This window comes from Catenovulum sp. 2E275, assembly GCF_025515275.1.
Lineage (GTDB): Bacteria > Pseudomonadota > Gammaproteobacteria > Enterobacterales > Alteromonadaceae > Catenovulum.
On sequence record NZ_JAOPFU010000009.1, the window covers coordinates 1 to 21,880 of the forward strand.

Here is a 21,880-nt window from a genome sequence, read left to right on the forward strand (position 1 = left end):
ATAAGAAGTTAGCTAAAGCCTTAAATTTATTGGTTTTTAGTTTAAGTTCTTTTTCTAGTGAGGGATTTTTTCTGAGAACAAGGCGAATTTGCGTATGTAATAGCTGGCTATTACTAGCGAATTCAACCTAGTTATCGGGGAAAATAACCACTAGAAAGTAATTTGTTATCCAGAGTAGAGGTTAATTATATTTGCGCATAGTTTGATAAAACTTATACTCAGCATATAAATAATAATTACCCTTCGCTTTAATTATAAGCTGGACTGTCTGGAGGCATTGAGTGGATTTAGCAACCGTCATCGGGATTCTTGGGGCTACTGCATTTATCATCATGGCGATGGTGTTAGGTGGTGATGTAGGGATGTTTTTTGATGTCCCTTCAGTGCTCATCGTTTTTTGTGGTTCACTTTTTGTTGTATTAGCAAACTTTACGATGGGACAATTTTTTGGCATAGGTAAAGTATTAGCTAAAGCCTTCATGTTTAAAATTGAAAGTCCAGAAGAATTGATTGAAAAATCAGTCGAAATGGCAGACGCTGCGCGTAAAGGTGGATTTTTAGCACTAGAAGAAGCCCAAATTGATAATAAATTTATGCGTAAAGGTGTTGATATGTTAGTCGATGGACATGATGGTGAAGTGGTCAAAGCAACCTTGATGAAAGACATAGAATTAACTACTGAGCGTCATGAAGCGGGTGTTGGTTTGTTAAAATCTCTTGGTGATGTTGCACCAGCGATGGGTATGATAGGGACATTGATCGGTTTGGTTGCTATGTTATCTAATATGGATGATCCTAAAGCGATTGGTCCAGCAATGGCGGTTGCATTATTAACTACCTTATATGGCGCTTTTTTAGCAAATGTCGTAGCTATTCCGTTAGCTAATAAGTTAAATTTAAGAAAAGAAGAAGAAAAACTAAATCAGAGTTTAATTTTAGATGCAATATTAGGTATTCAGGACGGACAAAACCCAAGAGTAATTGAAGGTATTTTGAAAAATTATTTAGCTGAATCTAAACGCTCTGTGGCAGACGAATAGGGGAGTAAATAATGGCAGTTGATTGTCCTCCATGTAAAAAATGTCCACCACCCGGTTTACCTGCATGGATGGGGACATTTGCCGATTTAATGTCACTATTAATGTGCTTTTTTGTGTTGTTATTAGCTTTCTCCGAAATGGATGTGCTTAAATTTAAGCAGATTGCTGGTTCAATGAAATTTGCTTTTGGGGTTCAAAACAAACTCGAAATTAAAGACATTCCGAAAGGGACATCTGTTATTGCGCAAGAATTTAGACCGGGACGACCCGATCCAACCCCAATTGAAACTATTCAGCAACAAACCATAGAAATGACTCAGCCAACACTTGAATTTGAAGCAGGTGATGAAGATTCAGCTGGTGGTCGCCAAAAACAACGCGGCGATCAGCGAGGTGGTTCATCTGCCGATTCAGCTAATTCACAAAGCACCCCGTCTGAATCTAGCTCTTCTGCGGAAGAAATGAGTGAATTGGTTAAAAAAATAGCTCAACAGCTTGAGGAACAAATTGTAGACGGTGCAATTGAACTTGAATCATTAGGTCAGCAAATTATTATCCGTATTCGAGAAAATGGTGCATTTCCATCTGGCTCTGCTTTCTTGCAATCTCAATTTAAACCAATAATTCAACAAGTTGCTCAATTATTAAATGAAGTACCGGGTGAAATAACTGTCTCTGGGCATACAGATAACCAAAATGTGATTTCAGAGCTTTATAGCTCAAACTGGGAGTTATCATCCAAAAGAGCGGTTGCAGTTGCTCATGAAATGCTTAAGGTTCCTGGATTTGACGCACATCGTTTAATTGTGGTTGGTCATGCTGATACTCGGCCACTTGTGCCAAATAATACGCAGGCAAACCGCAGACGAAATCGCAGAGTTGAGATTTCAATTTTGCAGGGCAAAGCCAAAGAGTCTGATCCTATTACAGTTTCGCCTAATACCACTATTACTCAATAGTTCTAACAAGCAGTGATTTAATAGTTTTATCACTGCTTGTCTGTTCAAAAAGTGCATTTCTCTGTTTAAGTTCCTTGGGCTTATTGCTTAAATTCAGTATAATCGCCGACCAATTTTTAGATTGAAAATGTGACCTATCAAAAATGATCAAGTTTATTGTCAAAATGCACCCGGAAATCTCAATTAAAAGCCGTTCGGTGCGGATTCGTTTTACTAAAATTTTAGAAAGCAATATTAAAGTTGTGCTGCGCCGAGTAGATGAAAAAGCTTGGGTGCAAAAACAATGGGATTGTTTGGAAGTTCAAGTAAGCGATCATAAACGAGAGATAGCGATAGAGCGCTTGCAATGTATTCCCGGTGTTGCTTTTTTTACTGAAGTAAAACAAAGTGAATTTGTGGATTTTGACGATACTTGCCAAAAAGTCATCGATTTATATCGCAGTGACGTTGAAGGTAAAACCTTTTGTGTCAGAGTTAAACGCCGTGGTCATCATGACTTTTCATCAAAAGATTTAGAACGCTACGTTGGTGGCTTTTTAAACCAGTCTATTGAAAGTGCCAGCGTAAAATTAACCGCTCCACAAATGACAGTCAGACTCGAAGTCGCAAACGATAAACTCTTTTTAATGGGTGACCGATTTGAAGGCTTAGGTGGTTTTCCAATTGCTACTCAAGATGATGTTTTATCACTGATTTCGGGTGGATATGACTCAGGTGTAGCGAGTTATTTAACCATGCGACGCGGTTATAAAACCCACTTTATCTTTTTCAATTTAGGTGGCTCAGCGCACGAAATTGGGGTTAAACAAGTTTCATATTATTTATGGGAAAAGTACGGCGTTTCACACCGAGTTAAATTTATTTCGGTTGATTTTCAGCCTGTAGTGGCTGAAATTTTGGAAAATATTGACTCAGGTTTAATGGGCGTAGTTTTAAAACGTATGATGATGCGTGCTGCCAGTGCCGTAGCAGGCCGAATGGGGTATAACGCATTAGTGACAGGCGAAGCTTTAGGGCAGGTTTCAAGCCAAACCCTGATTAACTTAGGTTTAATTGATAAAGTAACCGAGCAATTAATTGTCCGTCCGTTAATCACCACAGATAAACAAGAAATTATTGATATTGCCAAACAAATAGGCACTGAAGATTTTGCTAAAACCATGCCTGAATATTGTGGTGTCATTTCTAAAAAGCCGAATATTGCTGCTAAACAAGAAAAGGTAGAAGCAACCGAAGCTAATTTTTATATGCCCTTGATTGAGCAGGTTGTGAATGATGCAACTGTGTATGATATTCGTGATTTGGCTAAACAAGCAGAGCAGGAAGTGACAGAGGTTGCTTCTGTTTCTGAACTGAGTGCTAATCACATTATTATTGATGTTCGCAGCGATGAAGAGGAAGAAAATGAGCCGTTGGAAGTTTCAGGCGCACAAATCATCCATATTCCATTTTTTAAACTGGCAACCAAGTTTGCTGATTTAGCACAAGACAAACATTATCTTTTATATTGTAAAAAAGGAGTAATGAGCCGTTTGCAAGCTTTGTATTTACATGAGCAAGGTTTTAAAAATGTGAGTTTATTTCAGCCGGATTTGGTCAAATAAATTTTGATGATAAGGCAGAGCAATTTTATGCTCTGCCGCTTTTTTAATTAAAAAGCCGTTAATAAAATCGATTTCGGTTTGGCGGTTAAAATAAATATCCCGATTCATTGAAGAATAATTTTCAGCCGTATTTTCAGCAACCGCATAAACCAAATCGCTAATTTGCTGCTCAGTAAAGTTAAACCCCTCAGCCTGACTCACTAAACAAAATTCATCAATTAAATGGCGAATGACACCTTGGTATTCTGCTTTTAATAAAGCACCATTTTTCACTTGGTTTAAAGCGGTTAAAGGATTAATCACCACATTTACCGCCAGCTTTTGCCATAATCTGGATTGAATATTATGATCCCAAAATGCAGGTTTAACGGCGTTTATTAATGGTGCTAACCACTGAGGCATTAGTTTATGATTATCGTCACCGCCAAAATAGGTTTCACCAAGAGCGGTTTGTACTGTCTCAAATGAATTTGTTTGATAAGCGCCAAGAGTGGTACTGGCTAAAATAATATTGGCAGTTGGAATAAGCTGACGGGCAATTTGTGCGGTGCCTAACCCATTGTGTAATAAAATAATATTTACATTTTTTGCCAAATAAGGTTTAAGGTTTTGTAGAGCCGGTTTTACCTGATAAGCCTTTATCGGTAAAATTAAATGCTCAATTTTTTGCTGCTGAGGATGACTTTTTGAGTTAAACACAGGCGCATTAAACTCAATAACCGTTGAGCGATTGCTTATTAAACGGGTATCGAGTTTTACCGGCTGAAACGTTTGTCCAGCGTGACGTAAAATTAGTTGATAATTAAGCTGGTTTTGATTGCAGGCAAAGGCTATTAATGAGCCGATTGCGCCGCAGCCCAAGATCGAAAACATGCTAATTTGGTTTTAGTTAATAATAAATAAAATAATAAAATGCCGGAAGCATCTGCGACTAAATCATAAAAACTGGCTTGGCGGTTAAAAAATGCACCCTGTAAAATTTCAACTAAAGCGCCATAACATAATAAGGCGATAACAATTCGTTTGCTTTGCTTGTTAAAACTAAATTCGGTTAAGCCAGTTAAACCAAAAAAAACAATGCAATGAGCAAACTTATCAAAATGCGGAAACAGGCTACCGCCGTTAGGATCAATCGGTGAAAAAAATAGAAATGTTGCAATTATATAGGCGATGGCGGCTAAGCCTCTATATAACCAAATATTCTGCATAAAATGAGGTTGTTTTGTTTGCATGATTTTAAATATTAATTTTTCAAGCGCTTAAGTATACCGAGTTCTGATACAAGTAAAATCTTAAATTTATTAATATTTGTTGAAATTTTACTCATATCGATTGTTTTTATAAGAATAATCCTGAATATCAGAATAATTAGCTGAACTTTGTTAAAAACTTGTCTAAAATAGCCGCATTAACTGCATGGTTCAATAGGATGAGCAAACCCTCAGAGCCGCTGCAATAGTTTCAAGTAGTTTAGATAAGCTTAAAAGAATAATCTAAACCCACGATTTGGATTAAGAATGATTAAAGATAAACTCAATAATGTGCATGTAAATGCCGAAAAAGTGCTGATTACGCCAGAAAATTTAAAGCAGGTATTACCGGTTTCAGACAAAGCTTTAAGTTTTATTGCCAGCGCACGACAAACTTTGTCGGATATTATTAACCGCAAAGATAAGCGTTTGATTGTGATTAGCGGCCCTTGTTCAATTCATGATGTTGATGCAGCCCTTGAATATGCGCGTCGTTTAAAAGCATTAAGTGCAGAATTAAGCGACTCTTTATACGTTGTCATGCGAGTTTATTTTGAAAAGCCAAGAACAACAGTTGGTTGGAAAGGTTTAATTAATGATCCGAATATCGATGGTACATTTAGCATTGAAGAAGGATTACATAAAGCCAGAAAACTATTAATTGAACTGGCTGAAATGGAAATTCCGATGGCAACAGAAGCACTTGATCCAATTAGCCCTCAATATTTAGCTGAGTTGTTTAGCTGGTCTGCAATTGGTGCGCGCACTACTGAATCGCAAACTCACCGTGAAATGGCCAGTGGTTTATCTATGCCAGTTGGTTTTAAAAACGGTACTGATGGTAGTTTAGATACCGCAATTAATGCATTAAAAGCCGCGGCATCGGGTCATAGTTTTATGGGGATTAACCAACAAGGTCAGGTTGCTGTTATCTCAACTAACGGTAATCCGGATGGTCATGTTATTTTACGTGGTGGTAAAGCGGCTAATTACGATGCAGAAAATGTTGCTTTATGTGAAGAAAAATTACGTAAAGCCGGTTTAAATGATGCACTTATGGTTGATTGTAGCCATGGTAATTCAAATAAAGATTATCGTCGTCAGCCTGTTGTGGCGCGTGATGTGATGCAACAAATTATTGATGGTAACAAGTCAATTATTGGTATTATGCTTGAAAGCCACATTAACGAAGGTAATCAGTCAGCAGAGCAATCTATTTGTGATATGAAATACGGCGTTTCTATTACCGATGCTTGTATTGCATGGGAAACTACTGATGAGCTATTACGCGATATGGCGGCACAATTAGCTACGCCATTAGCAAATCGGGTTTAAACGGTTATGGCTGAAAGTGATTTTAGTGCTGAGTTAAAAGAAGTTCAGGCACAACTTGACGCTTTAACTGCCAGAAAAATAGAGCTAGAAAACGCGTTGAAATCAGCGCGTTTAACCCAGCTTAAACAATCGCAAAATATTCAATCCAAAAAAATCACTATTGTTGGTGGCCGTGGTAAATTAGGCCAACTGTTTGTTCGTATGTTTGCTCAGCTCGGCCATCAGTTGAGTGTGTTAGAGCCAAGCGACTGGCCCAATGCCGAAGCTATTTTGGCCGGACAAGACTTAGTGATTATCTCTGTTCCTATTAATTTAACCTTATCTGTAATTGAGCAGGTCACTCAGTTTATTGAACCTCATACTATTTTGGCCGATTTAACCAGTATTAAACAAAAGCCAGTTGAAAAAATGTTATCTTGTCATACTGGGCCGGTATTAGGTTTACACCCAATGTTTGGGCCGGATGTTGATAATATTCAAGATCAGGTGGTTGCTTATTGTCAGGCCAGAGATATGGCTGAGTGCCAATGGGTTTTAGACAGCCTTGTTTTACTTGAAGCTAAACTGGAAGCGGTTAGCGCTGAATCGCATGATAAAGCAATGTCTTTTATTCAGGTGATGCGTCACTTTTCTACATTTTTATATGGCTTTCACCTTAAACAGGAAAACCCTAAATTATCTGAGTTAATTGCTTTAAGTTCGCCTATTTACCGGCTTGAACTGGCAATGGTTGGGCGCTTATTTGCGCAGGATCCTCAATTATACGCAGATATCATTTATTCAAATCCTGAAAATTTTGACTTATTAAAGCGATTTTCAAAACGCTTGCAGGCCGGAATTGAGTTATTAGAAAAAGGCGATAAGCAATTATTTATTCAGGAATTTGAAGAAGTTCACCATTGGTTTGGTGAATATGCCGATCATTTTTTAGCTGAAAGTAAAAGATTACTTAAAGCCGCACATCTATCGTAACGCTCATTTGTTTGAATTCTAATTTTTTAGAACTGACTTTGTTTAACTCAAAGTCAGTTTAAGGCAAAGTAGAGTTGATTCAAATTAGCTGCAAACGCTTGCCTTTGTTAAACGGCTTCGGCTATGCTTAACCGATAATTATAAGCAGCAAGGACAAGTGTTTGTGAACGACGAATTACGGGTGTTAATTGTTGACGATGATAAAACCAATCGCAGAGTGCTAAAAGAATGTATATCGGGGATGGCGCAGGTTTTATTAGCTAAAAACGGCAGTCAGGCAATTGAAAAAAGCATGGAATTACAGCCGGATTTAATTGTACTAGATGTTGTTATGCCGGATATGGACGGCTTTAGTGTAATTGAAACTTTGCGTAACCGTCGGGCGACTCAGCACATTCCAATTATTTTTATTACCGGCAGTAACTCAGAAGAAATTGAGTTAAAAGGCTTACGGCTCGGCGCTGTGGATGTGATCAGCAAACCGCTGCATCCGGGAGTTGTACAAGCGCGGATTTATACTCAGTTGCAAAATGTCTTTCAGCGTAGATTATTAGATTCGTTAGCCCATATTGATGCGCTCACCACTATTCCTAACCGCCGCCAATTTGATGAAGCATTAGAGCACGAATGGCAAAATAGTTTAGCGCTACAGCAAGTTTTAACTCTGGTTATTTTAGATGTTGATTATTTTAAACGGTATAACGACTGTTATGGACATCAGTCTGGTGATCAGGTGTTAAAAAAAGTTGCGTTAACTCTCAAAGCTTGCCTTAATGACAGACAAAGTTTAGTCGCCAGAATTGGCGGTGAAGAGTTTGCAATGATTCTACCTAATGTTAATTTAGCGCAAGCTCAGTTGTTAGTTGATAAAGCGATTCTGCAAGTTAAACAATTGAATATTCCGCATAACGATTCAAAATGCGAACAAGTCATTACCTTGAGTGCCGGTATTCATTCATTTATCGCTAAACAAATTACCAATACCAAAGCAGCGTTTGAACTGGCTGACAAAGCTTTATTTAAAGCAAAAGCGAATGGGAGAAATCAGTATGCGTTTACTGATAATTCTCAAGCAGAATTAATCAGTTAAAGCGATTAACTTAAACCGAATCATTCTGCTTGGCGATAGCTGGATTTTATTGCAGTAAACTTTGATTAATTGAGTTTAAATCTTCAATTGATAAAGTACCGGCTGCATTTTTCAGGGTTAAAATAGCATTAATATAGCTATATCTGGCACTGGCTAAATTACGTTTAGCATCGTAAACCACTTGGGTACTATTAAGCACATCTACAATTGTTCGTGTACCGACCGAAAAACCAGCTTTGGTTGCTTTTAATGCACTTTCAGCCGATACAACGGCTTGTTGTAACGCATTAATTTGCGCCAGACTGGTATTAACATCATTATACGCACTGCGAACCTGTCTGATAATTTGGCGATGAACCTGATTAAGTTGTTGGCTGGCCACTACATATTGCTGGCGGGCTTGTTTAGTTTGAGCGGTTGTGCTGCCACCAGAATAAATTGGCACATTTAAACTAACTGTCCAAGATAAACCATCATTATTAGTCTGCACTGTTCTAAGCTGGTTTTGATTATCCATTGCCTGTGCTTCTGTGTCGGCCCAAGTATAATTAGCGGATAAATCAGCACTGGGTAAATGACCGGCCTGAGCAATTTCTATATCTTGTTTTGCGGCGGCTACCGCCATTTTTTGTTGCAATAATGCCGGATTAAATTTTTCAGCTAATTCTAACCAGTTAGTCACTTGTTTAGGGGTTAACTGCGGCGGCGAAAACTGCTCGGTATTGAGTCCGTCTAACGATTGATAATACTGACCCGTAATTTCACGTAAGTTTTCTTTGCTCAGTTCAATCGCATTTTGAGCCGCAATTTCTTGAGCAACAACCGAATCGTATTGTGCCTGAGCTTCATGCAAGTTAGTGATTGCTGAAATCCCAACTTCTAATTGATGGCGGGTTTTTTCTAATTCTTGTTTAATTGAGGCTTTTTGCGCTTCAACAAAGCTTAAATTATCCATCGCTTCAAGCACACTAAAATAACCGGCGACTACCCGAGTCATCAAACTAAGTTGAGTTTGCTGCAAGGAAAATTCGCTTTGTTTTATCACTTTTTCAGATTTAGATAAATTAAGCCAATTATCATGTTTATAAATTGATTGCGACAAACTGACTGTCGCAGCCTGACGTGTGGTTGCCTGTAAATCATCATCGGTATAACTTAAACTGCCGTTTACCTGAGGTAAAATACCAGCTCGCGCTAAAGGTTTATTTTGCAAACTGGCCTGATAGCTGGCTTTTGCTTGTAATAAAATCGGATCTTGCTCAAGCGCAGCCTGATAAACAGTCACTAGATCAGTTGCTTTGGCAAACGGCGATAAAATAAAAGGGGACAGTGCTAAGCTTGCTTTAATAATTTGTGTTATTCGGTTTTTGAGCATGCGGAATCCTGCTTATGTCAGAAAAATCAAAGAGTTCAAATCATTTAAGCTAACTCAGAGCAAAATTTGCAAACCGATTAGTCACTTGAACTCGTTTGGGTATCCAGTTAAGTTAGTTTATTATACCCAGACAGAATTAAAAAGCATTGCTTATGGAAGACTTATTGTAATGAAATCAAAAGAAAATTCTCTGCCTTTTCAATTTAATAAAAATGATGTTGAGGTGATTAAAAAACAAAACCTGTTTTCCCGCTTTTTTAATGTATCTTTAGTGACTTTTAAGCATAAGTTATTTGAAGGTGGCTGGTCGGAACCGGTACAAAGAGAAATTTTTGAGCGTGGCGATGCTGTAGTGGTATTACCCTATGATCCGATTCGTGACGAGATAGTTTTAATTGAACAAGTGCGAATAGGGGCAATTTTAAATGCAGCAAACCCGTGGACTTTTGAACTGGTAGGCGGCATGGTTGAACAAGATGAAAGCATAGAATCAGTTGCGATTCGTGAAACGCAAGAAGAAACCGGACTTGAAGCTTCACACTTAATGCCAATGCAAAGTTATTTATCCAGTTGTGGTGGCACCAGTGAACGGATTTTTTTATATGTTGCCAAAGTAAATGCACAAGCAATAAAACCGGTTTGTGGGCTAGACTATGAAAATGAAGACATTAAAGTGCATGCATTTCCCCGAACTCAGGTGATGGCGTGGCTGAATCAGGGGCAAATTGAAAACGCATCAGCTTTAATTGGCTTACATTGGCTGCAAACTAATTTAGAAAAGGTAAAACAAGATTGGCAAATTCAATAACGCTTAGCAGGCACAAAAAATATGTACCGGATTTAGTTGCGCTCAATAGTTTATGTGAGCGTAATTTTATGCTGCTTGAGCGTTTGGTCGATAGCTGGGAAATTGCAGGGCATATTAACCAGTTTGAGACTTCGCCCAGTTTTGTTTTTCAAATTAAAGTATTAGAGCTGAGCCGTTATACCAATTTGTTAGAAATTAGGCAGCTTTCAACCAGCCTGCCGGATTTTTTGCAGCCTAAAGTACAGGTACGGGTGTATCACGATGCGAAAATGGCAGAAGTGATCAAAAGTCAGAATATCAGCCGAATTCAGCCGAGTTATATTTATCCGAATAAACAAATGCATCAGCCAGATGAAAAACATCAGATTAATTTGTTTTTGCACGACTGGTTGGTTTTTTGTAAAGAGCAAGGCATGAGTTTACCCAGTCAGGTTGCGGGCTTAAATTAATGCCGCTACTCAAATTTGCACAAATCACAGATTGCCATATTAAAGCGAATAAAACGGATGAATTTTATGGTTGTTTGCCATATCAAAATTTACGTACTGTATTAGCTGATATTGCCGCTGCTCAAACTGAATATAACGGCATTATCTGGACAGGTGATTTGGTGCAGGATGAAGTTTGGCAAAGTTATCAAAATATTCTGGATGCGATTGGCGAAGTTAACTGGCAGATTCCATTTTATGCCATCTTGGGTAATCACGATAAACCAGCGTTATTTGAGCGGTTTAGGCAAAGCCCGTATTTTTCAGCGCAGCATTTAACGCAGGCCAATTTGCAAAACAGTTTGCAGGCTGAGCCGCCACAAAATAAATCTGTAATAGAGTTTGAACACTGGGCGTTACTGTTATTTAACTCTTATGCTGATGATTTAAATGGTGGAGGCCGGATTAATGAGCAACAGCTTGAACAAGTTTTGTCACAAGTTAACCCGAAAATTACCCATTATTTAGTGGTTTTACACCATCATTTAGTGCCGTTTGCTAGTTTTATTGATAAATATAGTTTGCAACAGTCCGATGCTTTTTTAACTTGGTTTGAGCAAAATGCTAAAGTGAAAGCGGCCATTCATGGTCATGTCCATACCATAGCCAGCGGTACTTTAGCCAACAAAGCTTGGTTTGCCGGACCGGCCAGTTCAGTGCAATTTGGTCATGCTGATAAGTTTGAGATTACAGATACCCGCGCGGCTTATCAGCAAATTTCTTTACTTGAAAACGGGCAAGTCAAAGTATTAGCTAAAACCTTAGTAAGCTCGGCAGAATTTTTGAATGATGAATAGCAATTTATGACAGTCAAACGCAAAATTATTTACCTACATGGATTTTTAAGTTCGCCAAAATCGTTAAAAGCCCAACTTAGTATTGCGTTTTTTAGCCAGCAAAATCCGCAAGTTGAAATTATTGCTCCCCAACTGGCTAATCATCCAGAGTCGGTAGCCGCTCAACTTAGTGAGTTAATTCAAACTCATCAAACTGAATTAGCTGGGTTTATCGGCAGCTCATTGGGTGGTTATTTTGCAACTTATTGTGCGGCTCAAACTGGCTTACCCGCAGTGTTAATTAATCCAGCTATGTATCCTTATTTACTGCTGGCTAATTATTTGGGTGAGCATGTGCATCCGTATACTCAGCAAAAATTTTGGATAACGGATGACTTTAATCAGCAACTTAAAAGCTTTGAAGTTGAAAATGTGACAAATTTAAGTATAAAAGCTTATGTACAAACAGCCGATGAAACATTAGATTATCGCCAGACCTGTGCTAAATTCAGTCCGCAGCAAGTTTGTGTGATTGAAGGCGGCGATCATGCTTTCCAAGGCTATCAGGATTATTTACCCGAGATTGCTGATTTTTTACTAACGAATAAATACAGTATTTCCAATAAAAGATAAGAAGAATTATGTCTGAAAAACAATATAACGCTGGCTCCATTGAAGTATTAAGTGGTTTAGAACCGGTTCGTCGCAGACCCGGCATGTATACAGACACAACCCGTCCGAATCATATTGGTCAGGAAGTTATCGACAACTCGGTTGATGAAGCCATGGCCGGACATGCCAGCCAAATTAAAGTGATTTTACATCCGGATCAATCGCTTGAAGTTTCTGATAACGGCCGCGGGATGCCGGTTGATATTCATCCTGAAGAGGGCATTCCGGGCGTTGAATTAATTTTAACCAAACTGCACGCCGGTGGTAAATTCTCTAATGATAACTATCAATTTTCTGGTGGTTTGCACGGGGTTGGGGTGTCAGTGGTCAATGCGTTATCCAGCCGGGTCGAGGTAACGGTAAAACGCGACGGACAAGTTTATCAAATCGCATTTGAAAACGGCGATAAAGTTTCTGATTTAGAAGTGATTGGTACTTGTGGAAAACGCAATACCGGCACTAATGTCCGGTTTTGGCCAGACGCCAGCTTTTTTGATTCTGCCAAATTTTTAGTTTCTAAACTCATTCATAACCTAAAAGCCAAAGCGGTTTTATGCCCAGGGCTTGAAATTGAATTTACCGATAAAGTTAATGATGAAACCCATAAATGGTGTTATCAGGATGGTTTACGCGATTATTTAACGCACTCAGTTAAAGGGTACGAAACCATGCCTCAAGAGCCATTTATTGGCGAATTTTCTAGTGCCACTGAGGGGGTAGAATGGGCGGTTACTTGGCTGGTTGAAGGTGGAGAAGGCATTTACGAAAGTTATGTTAACTTGATCCCAACGGCACAAGGCGGTACTCATGTTAATGGTTTACGCCAAGGTTTATTGGATGCAACCCGCGAGTTTTGTGAGTTTAGAAATTTAATTCCGCGTGGGGTTAAATTAACGCCGGAAGATATTTGGGATCGATGCAGTTATATTTTATCCACTAAAATGCAAGATCCTCAATTTGCAGGGCAAACTAAAGAACGTTTATCGTCACGTCAGTGCGCTGCTTTTGTTTCTGGCGTTGTGAAAGATGCTTTTAGTTTATGGCTGAATGAACATACTGATATTGCAGAACAATTAGTTGAAGCATTTATTGCCAATGCCCAAAAGCGAATGCGCGCAGCTAAAAAAGTGGTTCGTAAAAAAATTACGACAGGTCCGGCTTTACCGGGTAAATTAACCGATTGCACTTCGCAAGACCCATCACGTTCTGAATTATTTTTAGTCGAAGGTGACTCAGCCGGTGGTTCGGCAAAACAAGCCAGAGACCGAGAGTTTCAGGCGATCATGCCGCTAAGAGGGAAAATTTTAAATACTTGGGAAGTTGAATCCGGCCAAATTTTATCATCGCAGGAAATTCATGATATTTCTGTTGCCATCGGGATGGATCCAGATTCAAGTGATTTATCCGGTTTGCGTTATGGCAAAATTTGTATTTTGGCCGATGCTGACTCTGATGGTTTACATATTGCCACTTTATTATGTGCATTATTTATTAAACACTTTAGCAGTATAGTCGCAGCCGGGCATGTGTTTGTTGCTATGCCGCCACTCTACCGGATTGATGTAGGTAAAGAGGTATTTTATGCGCTGGATGAAGACGAGAAAAAAGGCATTTTAGACCGAATTGAAGCTGAAAAAAAACGCGGCAAAGTTAATGTACAGCGCTTTAAAGGTTTGGGTGAAATGAACCCGCTGCAATTACGCGAAACCACGATGGATCCAAATACTCGCCGTTTAGTCCAGTTAACGATTGATGAAAGTGAAGCAACCATGGAGTTAATGGACATGCTGCTTGCGAAAAAACGCAGCGGAGACCGAAAAATTTGGCTTGAGCAAAAAGGGGATCAAGCTGAGTTGGCATTAGCTAATTTGGAAGAAGAATAACCGTTTTTTATACGGGGTGCTCAGCTTTAAAGCAGGTAATCTCTAAATAACAAGCAATAAAAAAGCCGCTTATTTTTAATTAAATAAGCGGCTTTTGTTTAGTTTAAAGCTTAGTTTTAAAGACTCATTTTTATATTCAGTCTTTATTAACTTATTCGTAAGTACAAAGGTAAGCCGTATCTTGCTCAACTTTAACTTGGAAAGATACATTCGCTTCAACTTCAAAGCTGCTGCCAGAATTGAAAGTTTGCCACTGCGTTTGACCCGGTAATAACACAGTTAATGCACCGCTAACCACTGTCATTACTTCTTTTTTGCTCGTACCAAATTCATAATCACCGGCTGCCATTACACCAACAGTCGCTGGTAATTTTTCGCCTTCAAATGCGATTGATTTTACTTTGCCATCAAAATATTCATTTACGTTAAACATAAGTGTCTCTTCGATTAATAATTAAAAATTTCAGCGCATTTTACGGGGTTGAAAATAAAAATAAACTAAAACTTAGTTTTGGCTCTGTTAAAACAATTCATTGCCGGTTTTTTCACCATTTAAAATCGTTATCACATTATTCAGTGTGGTTTGGGCAATACAGTTTAATGCTTCTTCGGTAAAAAATCCCTGATGTCCGGTAACCAATACATTCGGAAAAGTTAATAAGCGCTGAAAAATGTCATCATCAATAATTTCGGTAGATAAATCTTCAAAAAATAAATTGGCTTCAAGCTCATATACATCCAAACCTAAATAACCTATTTTCTTTTGTTTGAGCGCTTGTAATACATCATCGGTTTTTAACAAACCACCTCGGCTGGTATTGATTAGCATAACATTGGGTTTCATTTTGTCTATGCTGGCGTGATTAATTAAATATTGGGTTTGTGGCATTAATGGACAATGTAAACTGATAATATCGCTTTGGGCGATTAACTGATCCAGCTCAACATAACGCCCGCCGACAGCTTTAATTTGTTCAGATTGATTGGGATCGTAACACAATAGTTTGCAGCCAAATCCAGTTAAAATTTTAGCAACAGCTAGCCCAATTTTACCTGTACCTATTATACCAACCGTTTTGTTATGCAGATTAAAGCCCATTAAACCAACCAGCGAAAAATTATCTTCTTTTACTCTGTTGTACGCTTTATGGAATTTACGGCTTAAAGTGAGCATTAAACCAACCGTATGTTCGGCAACCGCCTCAGGTGAATATTCAGGTACTCGGCAAATTTTAAGTCCAATTTGTTTGGCATATTGCACATCTACATTATTAAAACCAGCGCAGCGTAGGGCAATTAGCTCTGTGCCTCCGGCTTTTAAGATATCGAGCGTTGTTTTATCGGCAATGTCATTTACAAAAATACATACCGCCGAAAACCCTGCTGCCAGTTCAGCCGTTTGTTGATTCAGGCTCACATCAAAATAGGTGATGTCGAGCGGGTAGGCCGTTAAATTTTGAGTGAAAAAAGTTTTGTCGTAACTTTTGCTATTAAAAACGGCTAACTTAATTGGAGACTGAACTGACATAGATAAATTCCTTATTAATTTTACGATTAAAGGTTAATTAATCAGCTTGGCTAAGTCTTGCTCGATACTTTCCGGTTTGTCGGTTGGCGCATATCGTTTTAGCACTTCACCCGTTGGCGATACTAAAAATTTTGTAAAATTCCATTTAATTGCCTGAGTGCCTAAAACACCTTTTTGTTCTGATTTTAAATATTTATAAAGCGGATCTGCATTGTCGCCATTCACTTCAATTTTAGCCATCAGCGGAAAACTAATATTAAACTTTAAATCACAAAAACTTTTAATTTGTGTGTTATCACCCGGTTCTTGTTGACCAAATTGATTACACGGAAAAGCCAGAATTTCTATTTTTTCTTTTAACCTGTCGTACATTGCCTGTAACCCCTGATATTGTGGGGTAAAACCGCATTCGCTGGCCGTATTAACAATGAGTAGCCATTTGCCTTGATAGTCACTTAAATTAACCTGATTACCGGTTGAATCTGTGACACTAAATTGATAAATATCTGACATTTTTATTTCCTTAAGCTTAAACCACATTAAGAATGAAATTTGTTCTATGCTATACGTAGTCAATACCATTTAGATGACATAATCAATTGATAAATTTTGATTTGACTGAATTCAAACAAGTGTTTTAATTTTGTGAATTTCAAGGTATAACTTAGCTATAGACTCAAATAGCTTGAGTATAAAAAAATAAATACCTTTCACTAACTGAGGGAATTTCATGGCTCAATCAACTGCTTGTAAAACTCACGACGGACAGCGAATAGCTGTTGTTACCGGGCTGCGAACGCCATTTGCCAAACAGGCAACTGCTTATCATGGCGTATCTGCGTTAGATTTAGGAAAATTATTGGTTAATGAACTGATGGTCAGACACGATTTTGATCCTAAGTTAATTGAGCAAGTGGTATTTGGACAAGTGATTCAAATGCCGGAAGCGCCTAATATCGCCCGTGAAATTGTGTTAGGAACTGGGATGGATGTGAATACCGATGCTTATTCAGTATCACGCGCCTGTGCGACCAGTTTTCAATCGAGCGTGAGTGTCACAGAGTCAATTTTAAGCGGACAAATTAGTTGTGGATTAGCGGGTGGCGCAGATTCATCTTCGGTATTACCGATTGGGGTTTCTAAAAACTTAGCGCATATTTTGGTTGATTTAAATAAAGCCAAAACCATGAGTGCAAAATTAAGTTTGCTGAAAAAATTAAAAATGACAGATTTAGTGCCGGTTCCACCTGCGGTGGCAGAATATTCTACCGGACTTTCAATGGGGCAAACGGCAGAACAGATGGCTAAAACACACAAAATTAGCCGTCAATCGCAAGATGAACTTGCACATCGCTCCCATACTTTAGCGGCTAAAGCATGGCAAAATGATTGGTTGGCGGATGAAGTGATGACTGCTTATCCAGAGCCTTATAAAACTTATTTAAGACAAGATAATAATATTCGCTTTGATTCAGATTTAGCCTCGTATCAAAAATTAAAACCCGTCTTTGATAAACGCCACGGCAGTGTGACCGCCGCTAATGCAACTCCCTTAACCGACGGTGCAGCCTGCGTATTACTAATGCGCGAAGATCAAGCAAAAGCTTTGGGTTATCAGCCTTTGGGTTATATTCATAGTTACGCATTTAGCGCAATTGATGTTTGGCAGGATATGTTAATGGGGCCATCTTACGCGACGCCTAAATTATTGGATAAAAACGGGATGAAGCTTGCTGACATTGATTTAATTGAAATGCATGAAGCTTTTGCCGCACAAACCTTAGCAAACATCAAAATGTTTAACAGCAAAAAATTTGCTGAAGAAAAATTAAACCGCAGCGAAAAAATTGGTGAAATTGATATGGATAAATTTAATGTAAACGGCGGCTCAATTGCCTATGGGCATCCGTTTGCGGCAACCGGTGCAAGGCTAATCACCCAAACTCTGAATGAGCTTAAACGTCGAGGTGGCGGTTTAGGTTTAACCACAGCTTGTGCAGCAGGTGGTTTAGGGGTTGCCATGTTATTGGAGGCAGAATAATGAATAAATTACAACATTTCACATTATCAATTGAAGCGGATCAAATTGCGGTTGTTCGGTTAAACGTGCCGGATGAAAGTATGAATGTGATTTCACGTCACACCATGAATGAAATTGAAACCTTACTGGATGAAATTGAAAAAAATAATCAGATTAAAGGTGTGGTATTAACCAGCGGCAAACCAGATTCTTTTATTGCTGGCGCTGATATTAATATGATTAATGCCTGTAAAACAAAGGCTGATACTGAAGAGTTAGCAAAAGCCGGTCAGGCGATATTTGCCCGAATTGAAAAATCCAGAATTCCATTTGTAGCCGCCATTCACGGAATTTGTTTAGGTGGTGGTTTAGAATTTTCATTGGCTTGTCATTATCGAATTGCATCGGATGACGAAAAAACTCAACTTGGTTTACCAGAAGTTAAACTGGGTTTATTGCCCGGTAGCGGTGGTACTCAGCGTTTGCCTCGCTTAGTTGGTATTCAGGCTGCACTGGATATTATGTTAACCGGTAAACAGGTACGTGCTAAATCGGCGTTAAAAATGGGATTAATTGATGATTTAGTACCGCACAGCATTTTATTAGATACAGCTAAAACACTGGCAGGTTGTGGCTTACCTAAACGTAAAGAAATTAAACAAGCACTTTGGGCAAAAGCGCTTGAGAAAAACTCATTAGGTCGTGGCGTATTATTTGATCAGGCTCTAAAGCAAGTTGAAAAGAAAACACTTGGCAATTATCCGGCACCCAAACGCATTATTAATGTTGTTAGAGTCGGTATCGAAAACGGTTTAGTGCAGGGCTATCAGGCTGAAGCAAGAGGGTTTGCCGAACTATCTCAAACTCCACAAAGTAAAGCGTTAAGAGAGCTATTTTTAGCGACAACTGGGCATAAAAAAGCGCAAACCGCACGAATTGAAAATGCACTACCAATTAACAATGTGGGTGTATTAGGCGGTGGCTTAATGGGCGGTGGTATTGCGCATGTGAGCGCAACCAAAGCTAATTTACCGGTTAGATTAAAAGATATAAAAGAAGACGGTATTTTACATGCACTGCGCCATAGCCATGAATTATTGGACAAAAAAGTAAAGCGTCGCTTTATCCGGCAATCTCAGGCTCAAAAACAACTGAGCCTAATTACCGGTACTACCGATTTTTCTGGCTTTGCTAACCGGGATTTAGTGGTTGAAGCCGTATTTGAAGATTTAGCTTTAAAGCAGGCAATGGTTAAAGATATAGAGCAAGAATGTAAACCCGAGACCATTTTTGCTTCTAACACATCGTCTTTACCAATTGCAGATATTGCCGCGAATGCTCAGCGCCCTGAAAATGTAATTGGCTTACATTATTTTTCGCCAGTGGAAAAAATGCCTTTGGTTGAGGTGATCCCACATCAAAATACCAGCGAGCAAACGATTGCTAGCGTATTAAGTTTTGCCCGTAAGCAAGGTAAAACACCTATTGTGGTAAAAGACTGTGCTGGTTTTTATGTTAACCGAATTCTGGCAATTTATATTAATGAAGCCGCGCAGCTATTAATGGAAGGCGAACCTATTGATGTAATAGATAAAGCTTTGGTTCAGTTTGGTTTTCCGGTTGGTCCATTAAAGTTATTAGATGAAGTAGGCATTGATGTTGGTACTAAAATTATTCCAATTTTAATCGATGCTTATGGCGATAGATTTAAGCCACCGGCGGGCTTAAATACCATTATTGAAGATGGCCGCAAAGGTAAAAAGAACCGCAAAGGTTTTTACAATTACCAGAAGCAAAATAAATGGATGCAAAAAATTAAACCAGCACCATTGGTTGATGAATCAATTTATGACTTGTTAAATTTAGATGCGGCACAATCATTAAATACAGAGGAAATTGCTCAGCGCTGTGTCGTTCAAATGTTAAACGAAGCTGCGCGTTGTTATGAAGAAGGTGTTATCAGCAACGCTCAAGAAGCAGATATTGGTGCGATTTTTGGCATTGGTTTCCCGCCGTTTTTAGGTGGCCCGTTACGCTATATTGATAATTTTGGCATTATTAAACTGGTTGAATGTTTGCAAAGCTATCAGCTTAGATTTGGCGAACGGTTTGAGCCAGCTAAAATTTTATTGGATTACGAAGTGCAGAATAAAACCTTTTATTCTGAATCATAATTTAAATCTGAGTTAACCCGAAAAAGGCCGGTGGTATAAACTACCGGCCTTTTTGTTGAAAAGCAGTCAGTTAGATTATTCTGTTAAAATAAGCTAGTCTTAAATAAGTTAAAAATAAACTAAAAAATTAATAACCAGAAGTCAGGTTACTTTATTTAGGAGATTTATGTTTACTGCGCTTAAAGTTAGTTTTTACAGTTTAATTGTTATTTTTGCGGTTACTTTTTTAATTGTTTTTATTCAACCTAAACCCATTCAGTTACCGGTTTTACCCAAATTTAGCCAGTTAGAAGCAGGGGATGAACGCAAACAAAGTTTTTTTAATTACATGAGTGAGTTGGTGAATATTGCTAACCAGCAAATTTTAGCCGACAGAGCAAAGTTATTAAGTTATCAACAAAATGCAGAAAAGCTGTGGTGGTGGCAAAAAGATAAAGTGAATACACTGGCTGAACAATATGGTTTGGAAACATTTGATTTAACTAACCAAAGCCAATGGAAAACCTTACTCAGACGAGTTGATATTGTCCCGCCATCGTTAGCTTTAGCACAAGCAGCAAATGAAAGCGCGTGGGGAACCTCAAGATTTGCTCGTAAAGCAAATAATTTTTTTGGCCAGTGGTGTTATGTCAAAGGTTGCGGGTTAGTGCCTAACCGCAGAAACCAAGGGGCTTTTCATGAAGTGGCTAAATTTGAGTCTCCTTTTATTTCGGTAAAAGGATATATGCAAAATATTAATACCCACAGAGCATATAAAACGCTACGAAATATTCGCCAAAAATTGAGAAAAAACCAGCAAAAGGTAACCGGAATCGCATTGGCTGATGGACTGAGCCAATACTCAGAAAAACGCCATGTTTATGTGAGTGAAATTAAACAGATGATCCGTTATAACGATTTGGATAAGTTGGATTAATATCACTCATTTCAAAACGAGCTAACGCTTATTACCTGCATCCGTGCAGGTCGTTTGTTTTGCAGTTTATTTATTTAAACGAATACCGTCTTTTTCAATCGTTAATACGCCGGCTTTATATAAGCCGCCAATGCAACGTTTAAATGCGGCTTTACTCATGCCAAATGTTTGATAAATTAAATCCGGATCGGATTTATCATGCACTGGCGCAAAACCATTATTTTTTTGCAGGTAATTTTCAATAATTTTGGCGTATTTGTCTCGGGTTTCTTGCCCACCTTGCAAAGTTAAATCAATTTTGCCGTCGTCACGCACTTGTTTGATAAAGCCTTTTTTATATTGACCAAAACTTAAACGCTGAAAAACATCGCCTTTATACAAAACGCCCCAGTGTTTATGGTCAATAATCGCTTTAAAGCCCAAATCGGTAGTATTGGCAATAATTAAATCAACCGCTTGTTTTGGTTGATAGTTAGCAGGTGTTTGATCTAAAAATTTATCAATTTTGCTTGATGCGACAACGCGCTGATCCAGTTTGTCCTGATAAATATAAACTAAATGCGAGTCTCCAATTTGCATTGGACGTTTTTGCTCTTTAATGGGGACAAATACGTCTTTATCTAAACCCCAATCTACAAAAGCGCCAAAATCAGTGGTTTCAGTCACGGTTAAATAGGCAAATTGACCTATCTCAGCCTTTGGTTTTTGCATGGTTGCAATTGGTCTGTCTTTTGAATCCAGATACAAAAAAACAGTAATTTTTTCGCCAATCTCAAATGCTTTTTTTGCATGCTTTTTAGGTAATAATATTTCGCCTAAATGAGCTGCATCTAAGTAATAACCAAAATCAACTATTTTAAGTACGGTAAGGGTGCAAGTTTTGCCAAGTGCTATCATGAAATTTGTCTTTGCTGAAAAATGTTCGAATATTATATACCTAAAGTCGCAATAACCCCAGTAGCCTGTGTAGTAGGAAAGTGGTTATTAGGG

The 21,880-nt window shown here is 38.5% G+C and carries 21 protein-coding genes; 14 read left to right on the forward strand and 7 right to left on the reverse strand.

What is annotated here, in order from left to right:
* Window positions 1-281: 281 nt before the first annotated feature.
* From pomA to thiI, 3 genes are all read left to right on the forward strand, one after another.
* Complete coding sequence (pomA, locus tag N7931_RS06680; RefSeq protein WP_262792844.1) at window positions 282-1,040, forward strand: flagellar motor protein PomA; 759 nt, start codon at window positions 282-284, stop codon at window positions 1,038-1,040.
* Window positions 1,041-1,051: 11 nt separating this feature from the next.
* On the forward strand, window positions 1,052-1,999 hold the full coding sequence (locus tag N7931_RS06685; protein ID WP_262792846.1) for a flagellar motor protein MotB: 948 nt from the start codon (window positions 1,052-1,054) through the stop codon (window positions 1,997-1,999).
* A 146-nt stretch (window positions 2,000-2,145) separates the two neighbouring features.
* Window positions 2,146-3,603, forward strand: coding sequence for a tRNA uracil 4-sulfurtransferase ThiI (gene thiI, locus N7931_RS06690; protein ID WP_262792981.1), 1,458 nt, complete (start codon window positions 2,146-2,148; stop codon window positions 3,601-3,603).
* Here the strand turns inward: thiI and N7931_RS06695 are convergent.
* Window positions 3,577-4,476: a ketopantoate reductase family protein gene (locus N7931_RS06695; protein WP_262792847.1), complete on the reverse strand. Its 900-nt coding sequence runs from the start codon at window positions 4,474-4,476 to the stop codon at window positions 3,577-3,579. The two genes, thiI and N7931_RS06695, sit on opposite strands and share 27 nt — an antisense overlap.
* A complete protein-coding gene (locus N7931_RS06700; protein ID WP_262792849.1) occupies window positions 4,437-4,835 on the reverse strand; it encodes a VanZ family protein in 399 nt (132 codons plus the stop codon). The genes N7931_RS06695 and N7931_RS06700 overlap by 40 nt, the downstream gene beginning before the upstream one ends.
* A gap of 285 nt (window positions 4,836-5,120) precedes the next feature.
* Here N7931_RS06700 and N7931_RS06705 point away from each other — a divergent pair, with 285 nt between their 5' ends.
* The 3 genes from N7931_RS06705 to N7931_RS06715 all read left to right on the forward strand — a co-directional run bounded on the left by N7931_RS06705 (window position 5,121) and on the right by N7931_RS06715 (window position 8,250).
* The gene (locus tag N7931_RS06705) at window positions 5,121-6,188 is read left to right on the forward strand and encodes a 3-deoxy-7-phosphoheptulonate synthase (protein ID WP_262792851.1); all 1,068 of its coding nucleotides are present in this window, start codon (window positions 5,121-5,123) and stop codon (window positions 6,186-6,188) included.
* A gap of 6 nt (window positions 6,189-6,194) precedes the next feature.
* Entirely contained in the window at window positions 6,195-7,160 is a 966-nt protein-coding gene (gene tyrA, locus N7931_RS06710) for a bifunctional chorismate mutase/prephenate dehydrogenase (protein WP_262792852.1), read from the forward strand.
* Between the two features lie 163 nt (window positions 7,161-7,323).
* Window positions 7,324-8,250 carry a diguanylate cyclase domain-containing protein gene (locus tag N7931_RS06715; protein ID WP_262792853.1) on the forward strand — a complete coding sequence of 309 codons (927 nt, stop codon included), beginning with the start codon at window positions 7,324-7,326 and terminating at the stop codon, window positions 8,248-8,250.
* Window positions 8,251-8,296: 46 nt separating this feature from the next.
* Here N7931_RS06715 and N7931_RS06720 read toward each other — a convergent pair whose 3' ends face one another.
* Window positions 8,297-9,625 (reverse strand): TolC family outer membrane protein, encoded by a 1,329-nt coding sequence (locus N7931_RS06720; RefSeq protein WP_262792854.1) that lies wholly within the window; start codon window positions 9,623-9,625, stop codon window positions 8,297-8,299.
* A 169-nt stretch (window positions 9,626-9,794) separates the two neighbouring features.
* Here N7931_RS06720 and nudF point away from each other — a divergent pair, with 169 nt between their 5' ends.
* The 5 genes from nudF to parE are packed head-to-tail and all read left to right on the forward strand — an operon-like array spanning window position 9,795 to window position 14,252.
* Window positions 9,795-10,433 carry an ADP-ribose diphosphatase gene (nudF, locus tag N7931_RS06725; RefSeq protein ID WP_262792855.1) on the forward strand — a complete coding sequence of 213 codons (639 nt, stop codon included), beginning with the start codon at window positions 9,795-9,797 and terminating at the stop codon, window positions 10,431-10,433.
* Window positions 10,418-10,882: a DUF1249 domain-containing protein gene (locus tag N7931_RS06730; protein WP_262792857.1), complete on the forward strand. Its 465-nt coding sequence runs from the start codon at window positions 10,418-10,420 to the stop codon at window positions 10,880-10,882. The genes nudF and N7931_RS06730 overlap by 16 nt, the downstream gene beginning before the upstream one ends.
* On the forward strand, window positions 10,882-11,718 hold the full coding sequence (locus N7931_RS06735) for a metallophosphoesterase family protein (protein WP_262792859.1): 837 nt from the start codon (window positions 10,882-10,884) through the stop codon (window positions 11,716-11,718). The genes N7931_RS06730 and N7931_RS06735 overlap by 1 nt, the downstream gene beginning before the upstream one ends.
* A 6-nt stretch (window positions 11,719-11,724) precedes the next feature.
* Window positions 11,725-12,330 carry a YqiA/YcfP family alpha/beta fold hydrolase gene (locus N7931_RS06740; protein WP_262792861.1) on the forward strand — a complete coding sequence of 202 codons (606 nt, stop codon included), beginning with the start codon at window positions 11,725-11,727 and terminating at the stop codon, window positions 12,328-12,330.
* Window positions 12,331-12,338: 8 nt separating this feature from the next.
* Window positions 12,339-14,252, forward strand: coding sequence for a DNA topoisomerase IV subunit B (gene parE, locus N7931_RS06745; RefSeq protein WP_262792863.1), 1,914 nt, complete (start codon window positions 12,339-12,341; stop codon window positions 14,250-14,252).
* A 151-nt stretch (window positions 14,253-14,403) separates the two neighbouring features.
* On the opposite strand, the gene N7931_RS06750 is transcribed toward parE, so the two are convergent.
* The 3 genes from N7931_RS06750 to N7931_RS06760 all read right to left on the reverse strand — a co-directional run bounded on the left by N7931_RS06750 (window position 14,404) and on the right by N7931_RS06760 (window position 16,293).
* Window positions 14,404-14,685, reverse strand: a complete 282-nt coding sequence (locus tag N7931_RS06750; protein WP_262792865.1) for a pyrimidine/purine nucleoside phosphorylase — start codon at window positions 14,683-14,685, stop codon at window positions 14,404-14,406.
* An 87-nt stretch (window positions 14,686-14,772) separates the two neighbouring features.
* A complete protein-coding gene (locus tag N7931_RS06755) occupies window positions 14,773-15,762 on the reverse strand; it encodes a 2-hydroxyacid dehydrogenase (protein WP_262792982.1) in 990 nt (329 codons plus the stop codon).
* A 51-nt stretch (window positions 15,763-15,813) separates the two neighbouring features.
* Complete coding sequence (locus tag N7931_RS06760; protein WP_262792867.1) at window positions 15,814-16,293, reverse strand: glutathione peroxidase; 480 nt, start codon at window positions 16,291-16,293, stop codon at window positions 15,814-15,816.
* A gap of 217 nt (window positions 16,294-16,510) precedes the next feature.
* Between N7931_RS06760 and fadI the strand changes: the two genes are divergently transcribed.
* From fadI to N7931_RS06775, 3 genes are all read left to right on the forward strand, one after another.
* Entirely contained in the window at window positions 16,511-17,821 is a 1,311-nt protein-coding gene (gene fadI / locus N7931_RS06765) for an acetyl-CoA C-acyltransferase FadI (RefSeq protein WP_262792868.1), read from the forward strand.
* A complete protein-coding gene (fadJ, locus tag N7931_RS06770) occupies window positions 17,821-19,974 on the forward strand; it encodes a fatty acid oxidation complex subunit alpha FadJ (RefSeq protein ID WP_262792869.1) in 2,154 nt (717 codons plus the stop codon). Before fadI ends, fadJ begins: the two co-directional genes overlap by 1 nt.
* 166 nt (window positions 19,975-20,140) lie before the next feature.
* A complete protein-coding gene (locus tag N7931_RS06775) occupies window positions 20,141-20,890 on the forward strand; it encodes a glucosaminidase domain-containing protein (protein WP_262792870.1) in 750 nt (249 codons plus the stop codon).
* 66 nt (window positions 20,891-20,956) lie between these two features.
* On the opposite strand, the gene N7931_RS06780 is transcribed toward N7931_RS06775, so the two are convergent.
* Complete coding sequence (locus N7931_RS06780; RefSeq protein ID WP_262792872.1) at window positions 20,957-21,787, reverse strand: S1 RNA-binding domain-containing protein; 831 nt, start codon at window positions 21,785-21,787, stop codon at window positions 20,957-20,959.
* Window positions 21,788-21,880 lie beyond the last annotated feature (93 nt).